14 protein-coding genes are annotated in these 19,204 nt (G+C 37.0%); 12 read left to right on the top strand and 2 right to left on the bottom strand.

Annotation, left to right across the window (positions count from 1 at the left end; translation table 11 throughout):
* Positions 1-7 precede the first annotated feature (7 nt).
* Positions 8-1,480: a sucrose-6-phosphate hydrolase gene (locus tag V6S17_RS02765; protein WP_211250304.1), complete on the bottom strand. Its 1,473-nt coding sequence runs from the start codon at positions 1,478-1,480 to the stop codon at positions 8-10.
* Positions 1,481-1,781: 301 nt separating this feature from the next.
* Between V6S17_RS02765 and V6S17_RS02770 the strand changes: the two genes are divergently transcribed.
* The 11 genes from V6S17_RS02770 to V6S17_RS02820 all read left to right on the top strand — a co-directional run bounded on the left by V6S17_RS02770 (position 1,782) and on the right by V6S17_RS02820 (position 17,243).
* Positions 1,782-3,227, top strand: coding sequence for a sucrose-specific PTS transporter subunit IIBC (locus tag V6S17_RS02770; protein WP_080712853.1), 1,446 nt, complete (start codon positions 1,782-1,784; stop codon positions 3,225-3,227).
* A gap of 73 nt (positions 3,228-3,300) precedes the next feature.
* Positions 3,301-4,983 carry an alpha-glucosidase gene (locus V6S17_RS02775; RefSeq protein ID WP_029090721.1) on the top strand — a complete coding sequence of 561 codons (1,683 nt, stop codon included), beginning with the start codon at positions 3,301-3,303 and terminating at the stop codon, positions 4,981-4,983.
* Positions 4,976-5,857, top strand: coding sequence for a fructokinase ScrK (gene scrK, locus V6S17_RS02780; RefSeq protein WP_029090720.1), 882 nt, complete (start codon positions 4,976-4,978; stop codon positions 5,855-5,857). The genes V6S17_RS02775 and scrK overlap by 8 nt, the downstream gene beginning before the upstream one ends.
* Before the next feature lie 546 nt (positions 5,858-6,403).
* On the top strand, positions 6,404-8,812 hold the full coding sequence (locus V6S17_RS02785) for an adhesive domain-containing protein (protein ID WP_338515710.1): 2,409 nt from the start codon (positions 6,404-6,406) through the stop codon (positions 8,810-8,812).
* Positions 8,813-8,898: 86 nt separating this feature from the next.
* Positions 8,899-10,617 carry a hypothetical protein gene (locus tag V6S17_RS02790; protein ID WP_051457244.1) on the top strand — a complete coding sequence of 573 codons (1,719 nt, stop codon included), beginning with the start codon at positions 8,899-8,901 and terminating at the stop codon, positions 10,615-10,617.
* Between the two features lie 42 nt (positions 10,618-10,659).
* Positions 10,660-11,232 carry a class D sortase gene (locus V6S17_RS02795; RefSeq protein ID WP_029090718.1) on the top strand — a complete coding sequence of 191 codons (573 nt, stop codon included), beginning with the start codon at positions 10,660-10,662 and terminating at the stop codon, positions 11,230-11,232.
* A gap of 179 nt (positions 11,233-11,411) precedes the next feature.
* Entirely contained in the window at positions 11,412-12,098 is a 687-nt protein-coding gene (locus tag V6S17_RS02800) for a FadR/GntR family transcriptional regulator (protein ID WP_029090717.1), read from the top strand.
* A 294-nt stretch (positions 12,099-12,392) separates the two neighbouring features.
* Complete coding sequence (gene gntK / locus V6S17_RS02805; protein WP_029090716.1) at positions 12,393-13,925, top strand: gluconokinase; 1,533 nt, start codon at positions 12,393-12,395, stop codon at positions 13,923-13,925.
* Between the two features lie 17 nt (positions 13,926-13,942).
* Positions 13,943-15,292, top strand: coding sequence for a gluconate:H+ symporter (locus V6S17_RS02810; RefSeq protein ID WP_029090715.1), 1,350 nt, complete (start codon positions 13,943-13,945; stop codon positions 15,290-15,292).
* Positions 15,293-15,582: 290 nt separating this feature from the next.
* Positions 15,583-16,440, top strand: a complete 858-nt coding sequence (locus V6S17_RS02815; RefSeq protein ID WP_051535938.1) for a DUF72 domain-containing protein — start codon at positions 15,583-15,585, stop codon at positions 16,438-16,440.
* A 5-nt stretch (positions 16,441-16,445) separates the two neighbouring features.
* Positions 16,446-17,243: a tyrosine-protein phosphatase gene (locus V6S17_RS02820; RefSeq protein ID WP_051457241.1), complete on the top strand. Its 798-nt coding sequence runs from the start codon at positions 16,446-16,448 to the stop codon at positions 17,241-17,243.
* Positions 17,244-17,369: 126 nt separating this feature from the next.
* Here V6S17_RS02820 and V6S17_RS02825 read toward each other — a convergent pair whose 3' ends face one another.
* A complete protein-coding gene (locus V6S17_RS02825) occupies positions 17,370-17,612 on the bottom strand; it encodes a hypothetical protein (protein ID WP_029090713.1) in 243 nt (80 codons plus the stop codon).
* Positions 17,613-17,867: 255 nt separating this feature from the next.
* Between V6S17_RS02825 and V6S17_RS02830 the strand changes: the two genes are divergently transcribed.
* The gene (locus V6S17_RS02830) at positions 17,868-19,199 is read left to right on the top strand and encodes a bifunctional metallophosphatase/5'-nucleotidase (protein WP_036026765.1); all 1,332 of its coding nucleotides are present in this window, start codon (positions 17,868-17,870) and stop codon (positions 19,197-19,199) included.
* Positions 19,200-19,204 lie beyond the last annotated feature (5 nt).

Consider the following 19,204-nt stretch of genomic DNA (forward strand, 5'->3'; position numbering starts at 1 on the left):
TCATGTTTTAGTTGTTAGTTCTTTCTAAATGATAGAATGAAGCCGTTTTTATGTTTTTTAGATGAAGGTATGTTTGATCTGTATCAGGGAAGAAACGACCAGTCAGTGTTCGCTCACCTTGATTGATGTATATTTCAATGACCGAAGTATCTGCGAAAATATTGACTGTGATGTTTTTTTCTTTAGAAACTTCAGCGGTACGAACATGACCAAATGCTTCTGCAAAAGGAATGCCAACATTACTTCTATCAAGGGTAATTTTACCATGATTCGCATCGATTGTAAGCAGTAAGCCACGACTATTTTTTTCATTAGCAAACAGAGTGAGTGTACTTACTTCGCCAGCAGGCACTTCAACTGCTAATTCGTAAGCAGTGCTTTTTATGTTAGTGGTACCAGCTGTTAATTTAGTTTGTTTCTGACGCAGGTTAAGTGTTTCTGAAACAGGATATTGGAATAATTCCCCGTTTTTTAGCGTCAGCTCTTTAACTAAACTTAAACAATTTGACCATCCTTCTGTGTCGGTAGGATAAGTTATATCGGGTAAACCAATCCAACTTACTGCAAGCGCACGTCCATCGGGTGCATTAAAAGCTTGTGTAGCATAGACATCAAAGCCCTCATCTAAGTTAGCCAATGACGACGGATTGATTAATTCATTGTTTGCAATATCAAACTCATCTGCGACAACATACATGTTGGGGAAAACATTATCATACTCTTTGATGTTTTTATCTAAACCTTGAGGGCAAAATAAAAGGAGAGGTTTGTTATCGATAAATACTAGGTTGGGACATTCCACCATATAACCTAAAGGCTTTGTAGTAAAAGTTAATTCACCAAGCTGTTTGAAATTTTTAACATCTTTGTCTGCCGAAAAATAAGTAAGGATTTTCCCTTCTCCTTCTAAATTTTTGGCTCCAATAACCATGGCAAATCCATTGTTGTAAGGAAATATCATCGGATCGCGAAAATCATCTGTATAGTGAGGATTTTCGGGGAATAGTGGCTGAGAAATTTTTGTAACAGTCCCATTGGTGTCCATCCAAGCACCGTTTTGATACGCATGACGTGTCCAATCTTTATCACGTACATTTCCTGTGTAAAATAGAAACAGCTGGTCATCAATTGGTAAAGCCGAACCTGAGTAAACACCGTGTGAGTCGAAGGGTGTATCTGGTTTTAAAGCGAGACCTTCGTATTCCCAATGAACTAAATCAGTCGAAGTAAGATGTGCCCAACTCTTTAAACCATGTGCACCGCCGAATGGGAAAGATTGATAAAATAATTGCCATTTCCCATTGAAATAGGAAAAGCCATTGGGGTCGTTCAATAAACCCGTTTCAGGCTGTATATGATATGCAAGTCGCCATTTAGATTGAGCAACTGTCTTTTTTAAATTTTCTTTATATGTAGCATTCCATTTTTCATACGGGAGATAACGAAGTTCGCTTGTCCATTCAGTGATTATCTTTTCCATAAGAGCTCCTTTAAGGTCATTTATGTAAACGACCAATTATTATTTCAGGATGTAATATCCTGCTATATTCATAAGTTTTTTTATAATACCTTCAATGAAATGATAACGCTTTATTCACTTAATGTCAATCGTATGACATACCTGCAATCTATATTGATATTAGCTTTTTTATAATTAAATATTAATTATTTAAAAATTATGATAAACGGTTGACATAAAATGAAAACGGTTGTATTATTCAAGTTATAAAAGCGTTTTCAAAAAGGGAATCTAATAAATAAGTGAAAAGGGGAGATACATAATGAAGCATAAAGAAGTAGCCCAACGAATAGCCCAAGCGATTGGAAAAGATAATCTATTAGGAGCCGCACATTGCGCCACACGATTACGTTTAGTCATCAAAGATACTTCTAAAATTGATCAAGTGGCACTGGATGAGGATGTTGATTTAAAAGGGACGTTTGAAGCAAACGGTCAATATCAAATTATCGTGGGTCCTGGTGATGTTAATGATGTTTATGCTGAACTTGTTAAAATTACAGGTGTTGGTGAAGCAGATAAAGATGAATTGAAAAAAATGACAACTCAAGGTAAAAAAGAGAACCCGATTATGGCATTGATTAAAGTCTTATCAGATATATTTGTGCCGCTCATTCCTGCATTGGTTGCGGGTGGTCTCTTAATGGCCTTGAATAATGTTTTAACAGGCGTCGGTTTATTTGGTCCCAAATCAGTTGTGGAGATGTTCCCTGGCATTAAAGGCGCAGCAGAAATTATCAACATGATGGCATCGGCACCTTTTGCTTTTTTACCTATTTTAATTGGTATATCAGCTACAAAACGTTTTGGAGGAAACCCTTATCTTGGAGCAGCAGCTGGTATGATGATGGTGATGCCTTCGCTCGTTAATGGTTATGGCGTAGCTGAAGCTGTTGCAACAGGAACAATGCCACATTGGGATCTCTTTGGTCTTCAAGTTGCACAAGCTGGTTATCAAGGACAGGTTTTACCAGTCATCGCTGTTGCTTGGATTCTAGCGACATTGGAAAAATTCTTCCATAAAAAATTAGCCAATGCGATTGATTTTACTTTTACACCGATGTTAGCAATTATTATCACTGGTTTCTTAACATTTATTGTGGTTGGGCCAGTCTTGCGAGTTGTATCTGATGCCGTTACTGATGGTATCGTATGGTTATATGCAACAACAGGAGGGATTGGTTCAGGAATCTTCGGTTTCTTCTATTCTGCGATTGTTTTAACAGGTCTACATCAAAGTTTTCCAGCCATTGAGACAACTCTACTAGCCGATATGGCAAAAACAGGCGGTTCATTTATTTTTCCAATCGCAGCAATGGCGAATGTCGCGCAGGGGGCAGCAACGTTTGCAATCTTCTTTATTACAAAGAATAAAAAGCAAAAAGCATTGGCTTCATCTGCAGGCTTTTCAGCAATGTTAGGTATAACTGAACCAGCAATGTTTGGGGTTAATCTTAAATTAAAATTCCCCTTCTTTATTGGTTTAATCGCAGCAGGGATAGCTTCAGCAGTGATTGGTTTCTTACACGTTTTAGCAGTTTCAATGGGGCCAGCGGGTGTCATTGGCTTTATCGCAATTAAGCCATCTTCAATCCCTGCTTTTATGTTAGGGATAGCGATTAGTTTTATAATCGCATTTACTACAACATATTTTTATGGACGAAAAAAAATGGTTGAAGAAAACATTACAAGTGCTGAAGAAGCATAAAGAAAAATACTCAAATTGATAAAAGTAGTATATTAGATTATTTATCATATAGTAAAGTTAAGGAGTGGTGATAATGACGGACAAATGGTGGAAAGATGCTGTAATTTATCAAATATATCCAAAGAGCTTCAATGACACGAATGGCGATGGTATTGGTGATATTGCGGGCATCAAAGAAAAATTGCCTTATTTGCAGAATTTAGGAATCGACGCTATTTGGATAAGTCCAATGTATTTATCGCCACAAGTAGACAATGGTTACGATATTACTGACTATCGTTTGATTGATCCGATGTTTGGTACGAATGAAGAGATGTATGAATTGATTGAGTTAGCGCATGAAAAAGGTATGAGAGTTATTATGGATTTTGTTGGCAATCACACGTCAGATAAATGTCTGTGGTTTGAAGAAAGCCGTAAAAGCAAAGATAATTTTTTTAGTGATTTTTATATTTGGAAAGATGCTAAAGAAGATAGCAGTGCACCAAATAATTGGGGCAGTTCATTTGGTGGGTCAGCATGGACTTGGGATGAAACGCGTCAACAATATTACCTTCATTACTACGCAGCAGAGCAACCAGATTTAAATTGGGAAAATGAAACTGTTCGTTCCTATATTTATGACATGCTACGTTTTTGGAAAGGTAAAGGTGTTGATGGTTGGAGAATGGATGTCATCACATCTATTTCTAAAAATCAAGATTTTCCTGATAATGATAGGCCACTTACAACAAAAAATCAGCAAAATGGACCTCGTATGCATGAATTTATCCATGAAATGAATCAAGAGGTATTAACACCTTTTGAAATGATGACTGTCGGTGAAAGTCCAGCAGCCAAATCACATGATGCGCATTTATTAGTAGCACCAGAGCGTCAAGAACTTGATATGATTTTTACTTTTGAACATATGCATGTTGATCGTGTGCCAAATGATATAAATGGTCGTTGGGCGCATCAAGCATTAGATTTGATCATGTTAAAACGTGTGTTGAGCAGTTGGCAAGAAGAGTTACGAAATAAAGGGTGGAATGCTTTGTATTTTGAAAATCATGACCGTGCACGTGTTATTTCACGTTGGGGTAATGATAAAGAATACCGCTACGAATGCGCCACAGCCTTTGCCACTGTTTTGCATGGTTTACAAGGAACGCCTTATATTTATCAAGGAGAAGAAATTGGTATGACAAATCCTGAATTTTCATTGGAAGAGTATCAGGATATCGAGTTAGTTGGTAATTATCGTCAATTTGTTAAAGAACGACAAACAATGACGCATGCTGAATTTTTAAAAGCTGTCCATAAACTCTCACGAGATAACGCTCGGACGCCAATGCAATGGGATAACTCAAAAAATGCGGGTTTTACGACTGCTACTCCATGGTTTAAAGTTAATCCAAACTATAAGACGATTAATGTAGACCAAGATTTAAAACAAAAAAAATCTATATTTAACTATTATAAAGCTTTAATCACATTACGACATGATTACTCTATCTTAAAAAATGGTACTTATGAGCTCTTACTACCTTCGCATAAAGAATTATTTATCTATAAACGTGTCGAAGGTGAACGTGCATGGTTGATTGTCGTTAATATGAGTGAAACGATACAATCAATCGCTCAGGTTACTGATTTTATCACAGAAAAACACACGTTTATTTTAGTGAATTACCAAAATCGTAAAGCGCTCGACGGTGATATCCAACCGTATGAAGCTATTATTATTGAACAATGGGAGAAAAAATATGAGTGAAAAACTATTAGGTAGTATTGAAGCTGGTGGTACAAAATTTGTGTGTGCGGTGGGTAATTTTGAATATGAAGTAGTTGAGACTGTTCAATTTCCAACCACAACACCAATGGAAACATTACAAAAAGCAATTGATTTTTTTCGGAAATTTGATGTGGCCGCAATTGGAATTGGCTCTTTTGGTCCAATCGATATCCATGTTCATTCAGCAACATTTGGGCATGTGTTATCAACACCAAAGAAGGGTTGGGCAGATTTTGATTTTGTTGGAACATTAAAAAAAACAATTGATGTGCCTACTGTTTTCACAACAGATGTGAATTCATCTGCTTATGGTGAGTATATTAAAGGTGCAGCACGTGAAGCGGATTCAGTGCTATACTTTACAATTGGAACGGGTATTGGTGGTGGTGCAATTCAATCAGGTGAATTTATTGGTGGAATTAACCATGCTGAAATGGGTCACGCGCTTGTCAAAAGGCATCCAAGAGATAGTGGTTTTAAAGGTGTTTGCCCTTTCCATGGTGATTGTTTAGAGGGAATGGCAGCAGGTCCATCAATCGAGGCTAGAACAGGGATTAAAGGTGAAAAAATTCCAATTGAAGACGATGTATGGGATACACAAGCCTATTATATTGCACAAGCAGCTTATTCGGCGACATTGACATTAGCCCCTGAAAAAATTATTTTTGGTGGAGGTGTTATGAGTAGACCCCATATGATTGAGTTGGTTAGAAAAAATTTCGTAATGATTAATAATCATTATGTAAAAACGCCACCTATTGAAGAGTATCTTATTACAACGGGTATTAGAGATAATGGTGCGGCAACGTTAGGTAATTTTGCATTAGCATTAAAAGAGTTCATTAAAAATTAACCATAAACAATATAAGAAGCTAGAGACGTTTATTGACAACGTTTCTAGCTTTTTTGAATGGATAAATAATAAATCTATCGATAGTAGTCTGTTACACATAATTTGTTTCAATTCAATTTTATTTAGAAGTAGTGCACTTCGCTTTTCAGTTTGGACTTTTTTCGATAAGGCTAAAAATCAAGTGAATGAATAGAGGGTTTGGAAAAGTATTTAAAATAGAGGTTCGTTTTATACAAAAAGGTATTATGAAAATAATTTTATATTTAAATTTTTTATTGATATAAAAATATATTTTCGAATTAACTAGTTAAAAATAGATTTATTAATATAGGTAATATTACTTATATTAATCCAAAGTATCAACACAATTGCGTGTGGTCTATACAGACTACTGTTTGTTTAATTAAAGGGTATATATACCTTTACTTTCGTAGTGTAAAAACATTAGCATTTAACAGAAAATTCTGTTTAATGATGTTATACTAACTTTAGTTGCTGATAAATACACCTATTTTTAGCAATTAATACGGTATTGGGGGAATTAATTTGAAAAAAGCGAAGCAATTTGATTTCAAGAAAAGATTAGAGACCAAACGTAAGATTAAACTTAAGCATGTTGCAACTGCACTGCTTTCATTAGGACTAATTACATATCCACTAACTATTGAATTTGGTGAAAAGTTATCATTCGATTATCATTCAGTAGATGCAGCTTCATTAGCAGAAGTTAACCTACTATCAAATACAACAGTTACTTCAAGTGCTGTTGCGGGACAAGAAAATACATATAACCTTTCAATGCAAGGTACAGCGTTAGCAAATCTGGAAGTATTGGGGCCAGATCGCGTTGCATTGTTTAAAGTTAATTTAGAAGATATACCAGAACAATTAAGAGACCAAGTTGAAATCACAGCCGATGGTGCTCATGTTCGCGTTGAATTATTACCAGTTACAATGCAAGATTTACCTGTTTTATCAGGTGTAATCGGTGGACTTACTGGCACAATTACATCGACAGTAGCAACTGTTACAAAGACAGTTGATGCCTTATTGGATAACGCGTTACTTAGTCCTTTTGTGCAAGTTAAAGGTGTAGACGAATTATCTGGAGCATTGGCAGCTTTGAATAATATCGATTCTGCATTGAGTCAATTACTTGCTTACGATGCAGATGTTCCAGTAACAGTAGGTCCTAATGGCGAATTAATTGTCGATTTTACTGATGGTATTGGTCAGCATTTAGAAGGTGCAATTAATGATGTTGTTATCCAAACATTACAAAACGTAGTAACGGCACTTAATGGTATCGAGCTGAAGTTACTTCCTGGAGCAGAAAATGTACCGCTTCTTGGTTCGTTGGTTAGAACATTAAATGCAACTATTAATACGACATTGGGTGTTGTAACGACGACTGCAGGTGAAGTTACAAACGTAATTAATCGAATTGCTAACGGTGGCATTGATTTAGCAACTGATTTAGCAAGTGCGCAAGTTTTAGGCGCAGTGAAGATTGATGTTAATAATGTCAAAATAAAAACACCAGAAGCACCAACGAACTCTGGGCTGGGTGGAACCTATCCAGTTTCAGTGTCAGGTGCTGCGGTTGGAACAAAAGTTATTGATCTTCAATTACTTGCTTCATTGGAAGATGCAACTTCTGTTGACATAGTTATCCAACCAGCAATCGATGAAGGTGATGCGGATGCTGATGCCGATGCCGATGCCGATGCCGATGCTGATGCCGATGCCGATGCGGATGCCGATGCTGATGCCGATGCTGATGCCGATGCTGATGCGGATGCGGATGCCGATGCTGATGCGGATGCGGATGCCGATGCTGATGCGGATGCCGATGCTGATGCGGATGCCGATGCTGATGCGGATGCTGATGCGGATGCCGATGCAGATGCCGATGCAGATGCCGATGCTGATGCCGATGCGGATGCTGATGCTGATGCCGATGCGGATGCGGATGCGGATGCCGATGCCGACGCTGATGCTGATGCTGATGCCGATGCTGATGCTGATGCTGATGCTGATGCTGATGCCGATGCCGATGCGGATGCCGATGCTGATGCTGATGCGGATGCTGATGCCGATGCTGATGCGGATGCTGATGCCGATGCTGATGCTGATGCGGATGCGGATGCTGATGCTGATGCCGATGCCGATGCTGATGCCGATGCGGATGCTGATGCTGATGCCGATGCCGATGCCGATGCGGATGCTGATGCGGATGCTGATGCCGATGCGGATGCCGATGCTGATGCTGATGCGGATGCTGATGCGGATGCCGATGCGGATGCCGATGCGGATGCCGATGCGGATGCAGATGCCGATGCTGATGCTGATGCGGATGCCGATGCCGATGCGGATGCCGATGCGGATGCAGATGCCGATGCTGATGCTGATGCCGATGCTGATGCAGATGCCGATGCAGATGCCGATGCGGATGCTGATGCGGATGCAGATGCTGATGCTGACGCCGATGCGGATGCGGATGCTGATGCGGATGCCGATGCGGATGCCGATGCGGATGCCGATGCGGATGCCGATGCGGATGCTGATGCGGATGCCGATGCTGACGCCGATGCCGATGCTGATGCCGATGCGGATGCGGATGCGGATGCGGATGCTGATGCCGATGCCGATGCCGACGGTAACGGTTCTGGTGTAATTGATTTAGGTCTGGGTGGTTCTGATGGTTCAAATGGGCCTGGTGGAACAAATGGCCTTGGTGGAACAAATGTTGGTACGACAGGTAACAGTACAGGAGGTATCAATACTGATAATGGAATCAGTGCAGGTCCTTCAAGTATCACTACAGGACAAGCATTACCAAATACGGCAACAAATACATTCAATAAAGGTCTAGCTGGAATGGCAGCAGTATTTGCTGGTTTAGCAGGGTTGGTATTTGGTCGACGTAACCGTAACAAAGAGGAAACAAAATAAGTAAACATTAAGCCGGAGCCTATATTGAGGAATCCATATAGGCTTATATAACAAAACATAAAAATAGTGGGGTAGGGTGATGAGAGATGGAAAAAATGACAAACTTACAGCAATTTAAAACAGCAGTTGAGCGTTTCCAAACAAACAAGAGATCACTATCGATAAAAGAATTATTGCCGCCAGTCATAGGAAATCATTCGAAATACATCGTTTTTTTATCAATTGGCCAACATAATCAACGCGCAAAAGTTTTCCATCATGTCTCGGAACAATCATATGAAAAAGCACAGGAGCGCGTCATGGATAAAGCATTTAAGTGGTTGCTGAAATACCAACCGAATTTCACATTTGTAAAACTTGACTACGTGACGAATGTTGAAGAAACGACCCTTTTAAAACTACAGACTAAAATAGCTAAGTATCGAAAAAATTATTTTAGAAAAGGCATCGCATTTGATAGTGATTTTTCATTATCTTTTTTGGAACAAGAAGTGAATGGTAATGCTTTTATTCGTGAGGCTAAGAATGGTGTGATGGGAATTGACGAGTTAAACATTCGTCACTATTTAAAAGTTAATCGTTATAAAGTTTTTAATTTTACTGTGAATGCTTACGCTCAAAAAAATATATACCTATTTGATACACAGGGATATTTTTTTGATGTTACTGAAAATCGTAAGTGGACAGAGCTATACAGTGGTGGTCTAGCCAACGGCATTCGAAAAGCGCCTAATTTAAAACGTGAAATTGAGCAAATCACTAAAAAGTCAACATTATTTTTAGAACAAGAAATTACATCTTCTGGAAAATTTAACTATGGTTATTTCTCGGCGTTTGATAAGAAAATCGGTACCTATAATATACTAAGACACTCGAGTTCACTATACTCTATGCTGGAAGGTTATGAAGTTATCGGTGATAAAAAAATATTAGCCTCAGCTAAAAAAAGTATTGATTATTTAATTAGCACATCACTTGTTTATCGACATGGGGAAACAGCCTATATTGTTGATAAAGCGAATGCTGATGAAATAAAATTGGGGTCAAATGCAACAGCCATCTTGGCAATCACTAAGTACACAGAGGTGTCACAAGATAGATCCTATATAGCTTATGCTCAACATTTAGCCAATGGTATTTTAGAAATGAGAAATAAAGAAGATGGACATTATACTCACGTGTTACAATATCCAACATTTGATGTGAAAGATAAGTTTCGAATTATTTATTATGAAGGTGAAGCCGTTTTTTCTTTATTACGTCTGTATCAAATTGACAATGATAAAAAATGGCTAGATGAAGTGGTTGATTATTTCGAAATATTCATAGCGGAAGACTACTGGAAACATCATGATCATTGGTTAAGTTATGCCGTGAATGAATTGACTGATTATATTTCAGATGACAAGTACTATCAATTTGGATTGAAAAACTGTGCTGATAAGTTAGATTTTATGTACCATCGAGAAACCACATTCCCAACATTTTTAGAATTAACAATGGCAGCATATAAAATGTTACGCAAAATTAAAGCAGAAAATAAAGACTACCTACTCACTGATTTTGATGAAACGTTATTAATTCAAACAATTGATAAACGCGCAGAGTATCAACGTGTCGGTTTTATGTACCCTGAATTGGCAATGTATTTTAAAACACCTGAAACAGTGTTAAATGGATTCTTCATTCGTCATCATTCATTTAGAGTGAGGATTGATGATGTTGAACATAATTTATCAGGCTATATTCAATACTTGCTACATCGCATACCCGATATTGAAAAGAAAGCTTTAGCAACAGTATAGATATTGAAGTAACTCTAAACGATTAACTTTGGGAGTGTACCTATGAAGAAAATAATTAGTATTATTATAATTGTGGCAGGTTTAATTTTTGTAGGTATTGCAGCTAGTGAGTATTTTTCGGGTAAAAAACAAGTTGAAGTAGCTCTAGCAGATGCTGAAAAAATTGTTGATAAATCAAAACAAAAAAGCTTAACAGCAGATACATTTTCGTATGAGATTGGTGATGTCATTGGCTTGTTAAAAATTCCTAGTTTAGATGAGACTTTACCAATTATTGAAGGCACTGATTATGAAATGTTGGATAGAGGAGTAGGTCACTATGAAACGACTAAACTGCCTGGCCAAAAAAAACAAATATTGTTCTCAGGACATAGAAATACCGTTTTTACTAAGTTAGGTGATTTAAAACAAGGTGATCGTTTTGTAGTTGAGATGCCTTATGGCAACTATGAGTATGAACTTAAATCTACTGAAATAGTAGATGCAAATGATCTATCCGTTATTCGTGATATGGATGAAGAGCTGTTGACATTGAGCACGTGTTATCCCTTTTCATTTATTGGGGATGCTCCTGACCGTTATATTGTTTACGCGACACCAATAGTTAAAAGCTAATTTATTTGATGACAATAAAAGTCCATGTTACTAACGTATAGATAGTCTGAGTTGAGATGTTAAAGCATCTCAACTTTTTTATTTTTTATAAATACTCAATAAGGTACATCGTTAATCTTTCAAGAATACTGCTATAATAGAAGATATATACGCAAATAAAGTGAAAGTAGGATACAACTATGACTGAAGAAATAAAAAAAACAAGACAACCTTTAGCGCAGGTAGTTGCTAACAATTTAGAAGAATTAATTAAAAGTCAAAAATACAACATTGGCGATAAATTACCTAATGAGTTCGAGTTAGCGACAGAACTTAATGTAGGGCGTGGGACTATTCGTGAGGCTATTAAGCTTATGGCTGCGCGTAATATCGTAGAAATTCGTCGAGGTACAGGAACATTTGTATCTGAAGCACCTGGTATTTCGGAGGATCCTTTGGGGTTAAGTTTTATTGCGGATAAGAAAAAACTGAGCCAAGATTTGATGGAAATGAGAAGTATAATTGAGCCTGAAATTGCACGATTGGCAGCTGAACATGCAACAGTCTCAGAAATTGAACAGATGGAGGCTCTATGTCTTGCAATTGAAAATTTAATTCAAAATGACTGCAATCATGAAGAATTAGATATTGAGTTGCATACGCTAATTGCTAAATCAAGTCGGAATTTAGTGGTACCATCACTAATACCGATTATTCAAACAGCAATCTCATTGTTTATTGATTTAACTAATCGTCATTTGAAAGACGAAACAATAAAAACCCATGCTGCAATTGTTTCGGCGATTAAACAAGGTGATGGTACAGAAGCAAAAAAACAAATGGCAGCTCATTTACAATACAATAAAACAGCGCTTCACATTGAATAAAGCCTTGCAATAAATCCTAAGTAGCATACAGTAACTAAAGTTAGTTCAAATAAAGTAGTATTGGTGTAATTACCGATACTGCTTCTTTTTCATATGCTTTCTATTGCAATAAAAAACTGATTATGAATAGTATTTAAACACCTTAGGCGATTGATAGAATGTGACAGAAAACAAAACATTCTTTCAGTATAGTATTGACAAATAAACGTGTAAGCGTTATCATTCTATTGTAGATAGACGTATGACGTCCTACGACTGGGAAGAAGTAGAACAATTGAATAAAGGGGTGTTAAAATGACAGCGTTAGATTTAGTAATCGGTATGGACATCGGTACAACAAGTACAAAAGGTGTGCTTTATGATACAGATGGTACAGTGATAGCCACATCAGATAAATTATATTCATTAATTCAAGATCAACCAGATAAAGCAGAGCAAAATCCTGATGAAATTTTAACTGCAGTTGTAAGCGTTATCTCAAATATTGTTCGTGACGCTGGTGTAAATAGAAGACGAATTGCAGGCGTTTCATTCTCAAGTGCAATGCATAGCTTGATTTTATTAGATAAAGAAGAACAATTAGTGACACAATCAATTACATGGGCTGATAATCGAGCGCATCGTTGGACACAACATATTAAAGATGAACTAAACGGGATAGAAATATACAAACGAACAGGGACACCTTTACATCCGATGTCGCCTCTAAGTAAGTTATTATGGTTGAAAAACGATGAACCAGCTCTATATAAAAAAGCGCGTTATTTTATCGGGATTAAAGAATACATTTTTTTGAGATTATTTAAACGTCGTATAGTTGATATGTCAATTGCATCAGCAACAGGAATGTACAACATTCATACGTTAGATTGGGATGAAGGTGTACTTGATTTATTAGAAATAGATGCTAGCTATTTGTCAGAGGTCGTTGAAACAAATGTTTCAATTACCGGGCTAGATAAGGAATATGCGCATGTCATGGGCTTACCTGTATCAATGCCATTTTTTATAGGTGCTAGCGATGGAGTGTTATCTAATCTTGGCGTTAATGCGATTGACGGCAAAACATTAGCCCTAACAATAGGTACAAGTGGTGCTGTACGAATGGTTGTTAATGAACCACGTGTTGATCCGAAAGGACGTACTTTCTGTTACGCATTAACAAAAGATCGATGGGTAATTGGCGGTGCTGTAAACAATGGTGGGATTGTATTTCGTTGGGTGCGCGATCAGCTCTATCCATCAGACACATTAACAAATAGTGAAAATTACAATCTTTTAACTGAAAAAGCAAGTCAAATTGCGGCAGGGTCAAATGGTTTAATCTTTCATCCGTTTTTAGGCGGTGAACGTGCACCATTATGGGATGCTGATGCAAAAGGGACATTTATTGGTTTAACACATAGACATACACGTGATCACATGATTAGAGCGGCACTTGAAGGGATTGTTTTTAATTTATACAGTGTGCTACTAGTATTAGAAGAAATTGCACCATTACCTAAACGTATTCATGCAACGGGAGGTTTCGCTCGTTCTAGTTTATGGCGTCAGTTGCTCGCTGATATTTTTGAACAAGAGGTGGTTATCCCTGAAAGCTTTGAAAGTTCGTGTTTAGGAGCAGCAGTGCTCGCAATGGAAGAACTGGATTTAGTCAATTCATTAGAATCGGTATCGTCTATGGTTGGTGTGACACATACTCATATTCCAAATAAGGCACATTTCGAGGCTTACCGTGAACTTTTTCCTATCTTTATTCGAACAACACGATTATTACAAACAGAATTTGCAACATTAGCTGATTTTCAACGTAAATATACATTATAGTTAGGGGGGCGGAATAAATGGAGTTAGTTATTGTCGGAATCGGGATTATCGTTTTATTATTACTCATTATTCAATTTAAACTGAACACATTTGTATCATTAGTGATAGTAGCAATAGGTGTAGGGATTGCATTAGGTATTCCTATGAATAAAATTATTGGTGTGGTTGAAGCAGGGATCGGTAGTCAATTAGGTCATTTAGCCCTTGTATTTGGTTTTGGAGCCGTACTTGGTAAGCTAGTGGCAGATTCAGGTGGCGCTTATCGTATATCGGTTACTTTAATTAATAAATTTGGGCGTAAAAAAATACAAATTGCTGTTCTCATTGCCTCATTCATTATTGGTATTGCACTCTTCTTTGAAGTAGGTTTAGTACTTTTAATTCCAATTATTTTTACAATTGCAAGTGAATTGGGGATTTCGATTTTATATTTAGGGATTCCAATGGCGGCAGCTTTATCTGTAACACATGGATTTTTACCTCCACATCCAGCACCAACAGCGATTGCGTTAATTTACAAAGCAAATATTGGTATGGTACTTTTATACGGCATGATTATTGCGATTCCAACCGCTTTAATTGCAGGGCCACTTTATACTAAATTCGCAAAAAAAATTGTACCAGATGCATTTGCTCGAACAGGTAACATTGCTGCTTTAGGCGAACAAAAAAAATTCGAACTTAAAGAAACACCGGGATTTGGTATAAGTACATTAACTGCGTTATTTCCAGTTATTTTAATGGCTATTGCAACGGTCTACGAGTTACTTAAAGAGTCACTAACTTTCAGTAGTAATATTAAAGTAGATGAAGCGATTGCTTTCATCGGTACACCAGGTATGGCAATGTTGTTATCCTTGTTATTCGCGATTTATAGCATGGGAATTGCCCGTAAGATTCCGATGAAAGAGCTTATGAATTCAATGTCAAAAGCAATTCAACAAATTGCAATGATGTTACTTATTATCGGTGGTGGTGGTGCTTTTAAACAAGTACTTGTAGAGGGTGGCGTTGGTGAATACGTTGCTAAAATGTTTACAGATTTAAGTTTATCACCAATTATTTTAGCATGGTTGTTTGCAGCTGTTTTACGTATTTGTCTAGGATCAGCAACTGTTGCGGCTTTAACAGCAGCAGGATTGGTAGTTCCATTGATGGCAGCTACTGGAACAAATCCAGCCTTAATGGTTATTGCAACTGGAGCGGGAAGCTTAATTGCTTCACATGTTAATGATGCAGGTTTCTGGATGTTTAAAGAGTACTTTAATCTGTCAATTAAAGAGACGTTTGCAACTTGGACAGCTCTGGAAACTGTGATTTCAATTGTAGGATTAGGTGGCGCATTGGCACTTAATTTAATTGTATGATAAAAGTAAACACAAACGTCTAGCTCTGAATAAATTGGAAAAAATAAAAGTTTGTTTTTTTAACAAAATGATATTTTTGAAATTCCACAAGTTTTGGTGATATTTACTAGAGAATATAAAAGTAAATCAACCTCATGCATTAATAAGAGAAACATTCTGATATTTTTATCAGAGTGTTTTTTCTCTTTTTAAGAGTAAAGTAAACAAATCAGCAGGATGGCAGAGAAATCTTTGCAACCAGTTAAATGTAACGATATGATAGAGAAGACAGAACTAGAAGGAGTCGAATAATGATGTGGAAAATAGGATTGACTGGTTGGACAGACCACCCACGCGTGTATCATGGACCTCAGCGTCAACAGCTAGAAGATTATGCAGCCTACTTTCCAGTTGTTGAAGTTGATACATCTTTTTACGCGATACCACGTGTTTCATCGGTCGAACGTTGGGTTCAACGTACTCCGACAACATTTGAGTTTATTGTCAAAGCTAATCGTCAAATGACTTTGCATGATGTTACTGATGTCGAGCAATTAGATGAAAGTCAACAAAAAGAAGTGTTTGCATCTTTTATGGAAGCGTTTGAACCAATGACTAAAGCGAATAAACTCGCATTTATTCTGTTTCAATTTCCACCTTATTTCACCTGTTCGGCTAAGAATATTGCCTACTTAAAAAAAATAAGAGCATGGCTCCCTGTCGAAGTTGCAATCGAGTTTAGACATGCAAGTTGGTATGACAAACTTGTACAAGCAGAGATGTTTCATTTTTTAGAACAACAGCGTTATATACACACAATCGTTGACCAACCACAGGTAGGAGAAAGTACAGTGCCTTATATCAATCGTGTGACTGCTTCAAAAGCCTTTATTCGTCTACATGGTCGTAATGAAGCAGGGTGGGTACAGGCTAAAAGAACAGATGGTGATGAATGGCGTGAAGTGAGAACTTTGTATCGTTATTCAGAAGCTGAGTTAGTAGATATTCAGAAGAAAAGCTTAGAGATAAAAGTGCCATTGTACATTGTTTTCAATAACAACTCAGGTGGTGATGCAGCAGACAATGGTTTAAGTTTGCAAAAAATAAGTGGTTTGCACTACGAAGGACTTGCTAACCGTCAGTTAAATTTATTTGATGAAGGAGAATAATGACTATGAAAATGATGAAGAATTTACACAATCCGTTTATAGAATTAGAAGGTGCAGTCAATGTGAGAGATCTAGGCAATTATTTAACAACTGAAAATCGTGTGATTAAGCCGCATCGATTGATACGTGGTGCAGCCTTAAATGCTGTAACAGATCATGACAAAGTGATGATCCATGATACGCTTAATATACGACGTGTGGTTGATTTTAGAACGTTAGCTGAGATTTCGGAGTTACCTAATCAAAAAATTGAGGGTGTTGAAGATATTCACATCGCCGTAATGACGGACTTAGGTCATGGTGCAAGTCTTGAGGATATCATTGCAGAAGTAGCTAAAGCACCAGAATCCAATGACTACTTATTAAATATCAACCGTCGCTTGGTAACAGATGAATCGGCGCAAACAGGATATCGCGCATTTATGCACGATTTGTTAGCAACACCAGACACGGCGACATATTGGCATTGTGCGGCTGGAAAAGATCGTACGGGCTTTGCAGCAGCATTAGTACTTAAAACCTTAGCAGTGGACAATAAAACGATTTTACGTGATTATTTACTTAGCAACCCAGGTCGTGCGGTTGAGAATGAGCGAATGATGTCGCAGATATTAGCAACTACTTCATTAGAACCAGTCGTTGCACAAGCAATAAAACGTGGATTGGAAGTAAATGGGGCGTATATCCTCAATGCATTAGAAACAATGGATAATACGTTTGGTTCAGTTGAAAATTATCTTTCTGAAGTGATTGGTTTTTCTAAAAAAGATATTATTGATTTCAAGAAAATTTATTTAAAGTAAAGATAATAGTTCTAAGTGAACGATTAAGGCTATAAAAAAACAGCACCGCTTAAATTCACTTACGAATTTAGGCGATGCTGTTTAATTTAAGTGTGATACATTACGTTGGAAAAATTTAAAAGACAATTATTTAGCGTCTTCACGTTGGCGACGGCTCATTTTTGCATAACATAATTTTTGATTAAATGAGAGGGCATAAGTGAAAATAATACAGCCTGCTACGAGACGTGCGAATGTCGCCCAGTGATGATTAGGTAGAAATCTGCTGATTAACCAATCACAAAGATAAAACCCGACTACACTGATAATAATAAAGATAGCAAGTTGAACAAAAAAGCGTAGAACGACTGATGAATAATGTGGCGACATTTGAGCGCCTCCTTACGATATATTTTAATAACAATCATAATTATAGGCTTAAATTTAAAAAATGCAATGCTAAATGTGAAAAAAATGAGAAATTTATCATCTAATTTTAATAATTGTATGGATTTTATTAATCCGACTAAAAAGCAAGGAATTAAAAGATGCCTTTTTTAACAAAGTAGGTTAAAATATAGTAAATAAACAAACTCAAAGTTTTCATACTCATTAATAGACAAGTTGTTTGAAGGGGGAAGATGCGTGCAATTAAAAATTTATCATACCAATGATATACATAGCCACTTGGAAAATTGGCCTAAAATAGAACGTTTTTTACAGGAGAAGAAAGCGACTGACGATAAAGCGCTCTTTTTTGATATTGGTGATTTTATTGATCGTGTGCATCCTTTAACTGAAGCAACTGCAGGACAAGCGAATACAAGCCTCTTAAATCATATTCCATATGATGCAGTTACAATTGGTAATAATGAAGGCACAACATTATCTAAAGAACAATTACAGCATCTTTATGATGACTACACAGGGGATGTGTTGTGCGCCAATATTCAAAATACAATGAGTCCTTTTAAAGATTTTGTTATTTATGAACGTGACAATGAGAAAATCGCTGTAATAGCCTTAACCGTTATTTTTTCACAATTTTATGATTTACTTGATTGGGAAACGGAAGAACCCATTGCTGCGTTAGAACGCGTGTTAGCCAGTTTACCAGAAGATGTGTCAACGATTATTCTCCTATCCCATCTTGGTTTACCAATGGACGAAAAAATTGCTGAACGTTATCCTGAAATCACATTAATTCTTGGTTCACATACACATCATTTACTTGAAGAGGGAAAGTTTGTTAACGGTGTTTTGTTAGCAGCTTGTGGTCGTTACGGGGAATATGTTGGGGAAGTAACATTAAACTTCAACTCTGAAACGATTGTGTCTAAAGAGGCAATTGCACATAAAGTAGATAACCTAGTAGCTACCACAAAAGATCATCTGCAAACACAATTGTTTTTTGAAACAGGCAAACAATTATTGAGTCAGGTTGTTGCGACACGGCCGCATGAACTTACTCATAGTTGGTATGAGGAAAGTGAACTGTCTGCTTTTGTGAATCAGAGTATATGTGAAGCGGTAGAGGCAGATACATTTTTAGTGAACGCGGGAATCTATTTAACCGATTTACCTCGAGGCGATATTACTCGTTTTGATATACATCAATGTTTACCTCATCCGTTAAACCCTTTTGTACTAAGTTTAACAGGCAATCAATTAATTTTTTTAGCAAGGAAAATAATGGAACAAGCCGATAGTTTACGAGACTACCCGTTGAGAGGTTACGGCTTTAGAGGTGAGGTCTTTGGTCAAATTTTATTCCCTCGTATTACATTTGACAAAAAAGGTTACGTTTTATGGGATAATACACCTATAATACGTGATAAAATATATAAGGTAGCAACGACAGATACTTTTATTTTTGCGCCGCTTTTTCCAGTCATAAAAGAACTCGACGTTTCATTGAAAAGCGAACAGTTCATTAGAAATATAGTAGAAGAAAATTTATTGAATGAAAAGAGGTAGAAAAG

It is taken from the genome of Brochothrix thermosphacta DSM 20171 = FSL F6-1036, assembly GCF_036884295.1.
GTDB lineage: Bacteria > Bacillota > Bacilli > Lactobacillales > Listeriaceae > Brochothrix > Brochothrix thermosphacta.

Bases quoted from the DNA above. Each gene is read 5' to 3' on its own strand.
- V6S17_RS02800 (WP_029090717.1), top strand. From the start codon at position 11,412: ATGACTGAAGAAATAAAAAAAACAAGACAACCTTTAGCGCAGGTAGTT.
- scrK (WP_029090720.1), top strand. From the start codon at position 4,976: ATGAGTGAAAAACTATTAGGTAGTATTGAAGCTGGTGGTACAAAATTT.
- V6S17_RS02815 (WP_051535938.1), top strand. From the start codon at position 15,583: ATGATGTGGAAAATAGGATTGACTGGTTGGACAGACCACCCACGCGTG.
- V6S17_RS02790 (WP_051457244.1), top strand. From the start codon at position 8,899: ATGGAAAAAATGACAAACTTACAGCAATTTAAAACAGCAGTTGAGCGT.
- V6S17_RS02765 (WP_211250304.1), bottom strand. From the start codon at position 1,480: ATGGAAAAGATAATCACTGAATGGACAAGCGAACTTCGTTATCTCCCG.
- V6S17_RS02820 (WP_051457241.1), top strand. From the start codon at position 16,446: ATGAAAATGATGAAGAATTTACACAATCCGTTTATAGAATTAGAAGGT.
- V6S17_RS02825 (WP_029090713.1), bottom strand. From the start codon at position 17,612: ATGTCGCCACATTATTCATCAGTCGTTCTACGCTTTTTTGTTCAACTT.
- gntK (WP_029090716.1), top strand. From the start codon at position 12,393: ATGACAGCGTTAGATTTAGTAATCGGTATGGACATCGGTACAACAAGT.
- V6S17_RS02795 (WP_029090718.1), top strand. From the start codon at position 10,660: ATGAAGAAAATAATTAGTATTATTATAATTGTGGCAGGTTTAATTTTT.
- V6S17_RS02770 (WP_080712853.1), top strand. From the start codon at position 1,782: ATGAAGCATAAAGAAGTAGCCCAACGAATAGCCCAAGCGATTGGAAAA.
- V6S17_RS02775 (WP_029090721.1), top strand. From the start codon at position 3,301: ATGACGGACAAATGGTGGAAAGATGCTGTAATTTATCAAATATATCCA.
- V6S17_RS02810 (WP_029090715.1), top strand. From the start codon at position 13,943: ATGGAGTTAGTTATTGTCGGAATCGGGATTATCGTTTTATTATTACTC.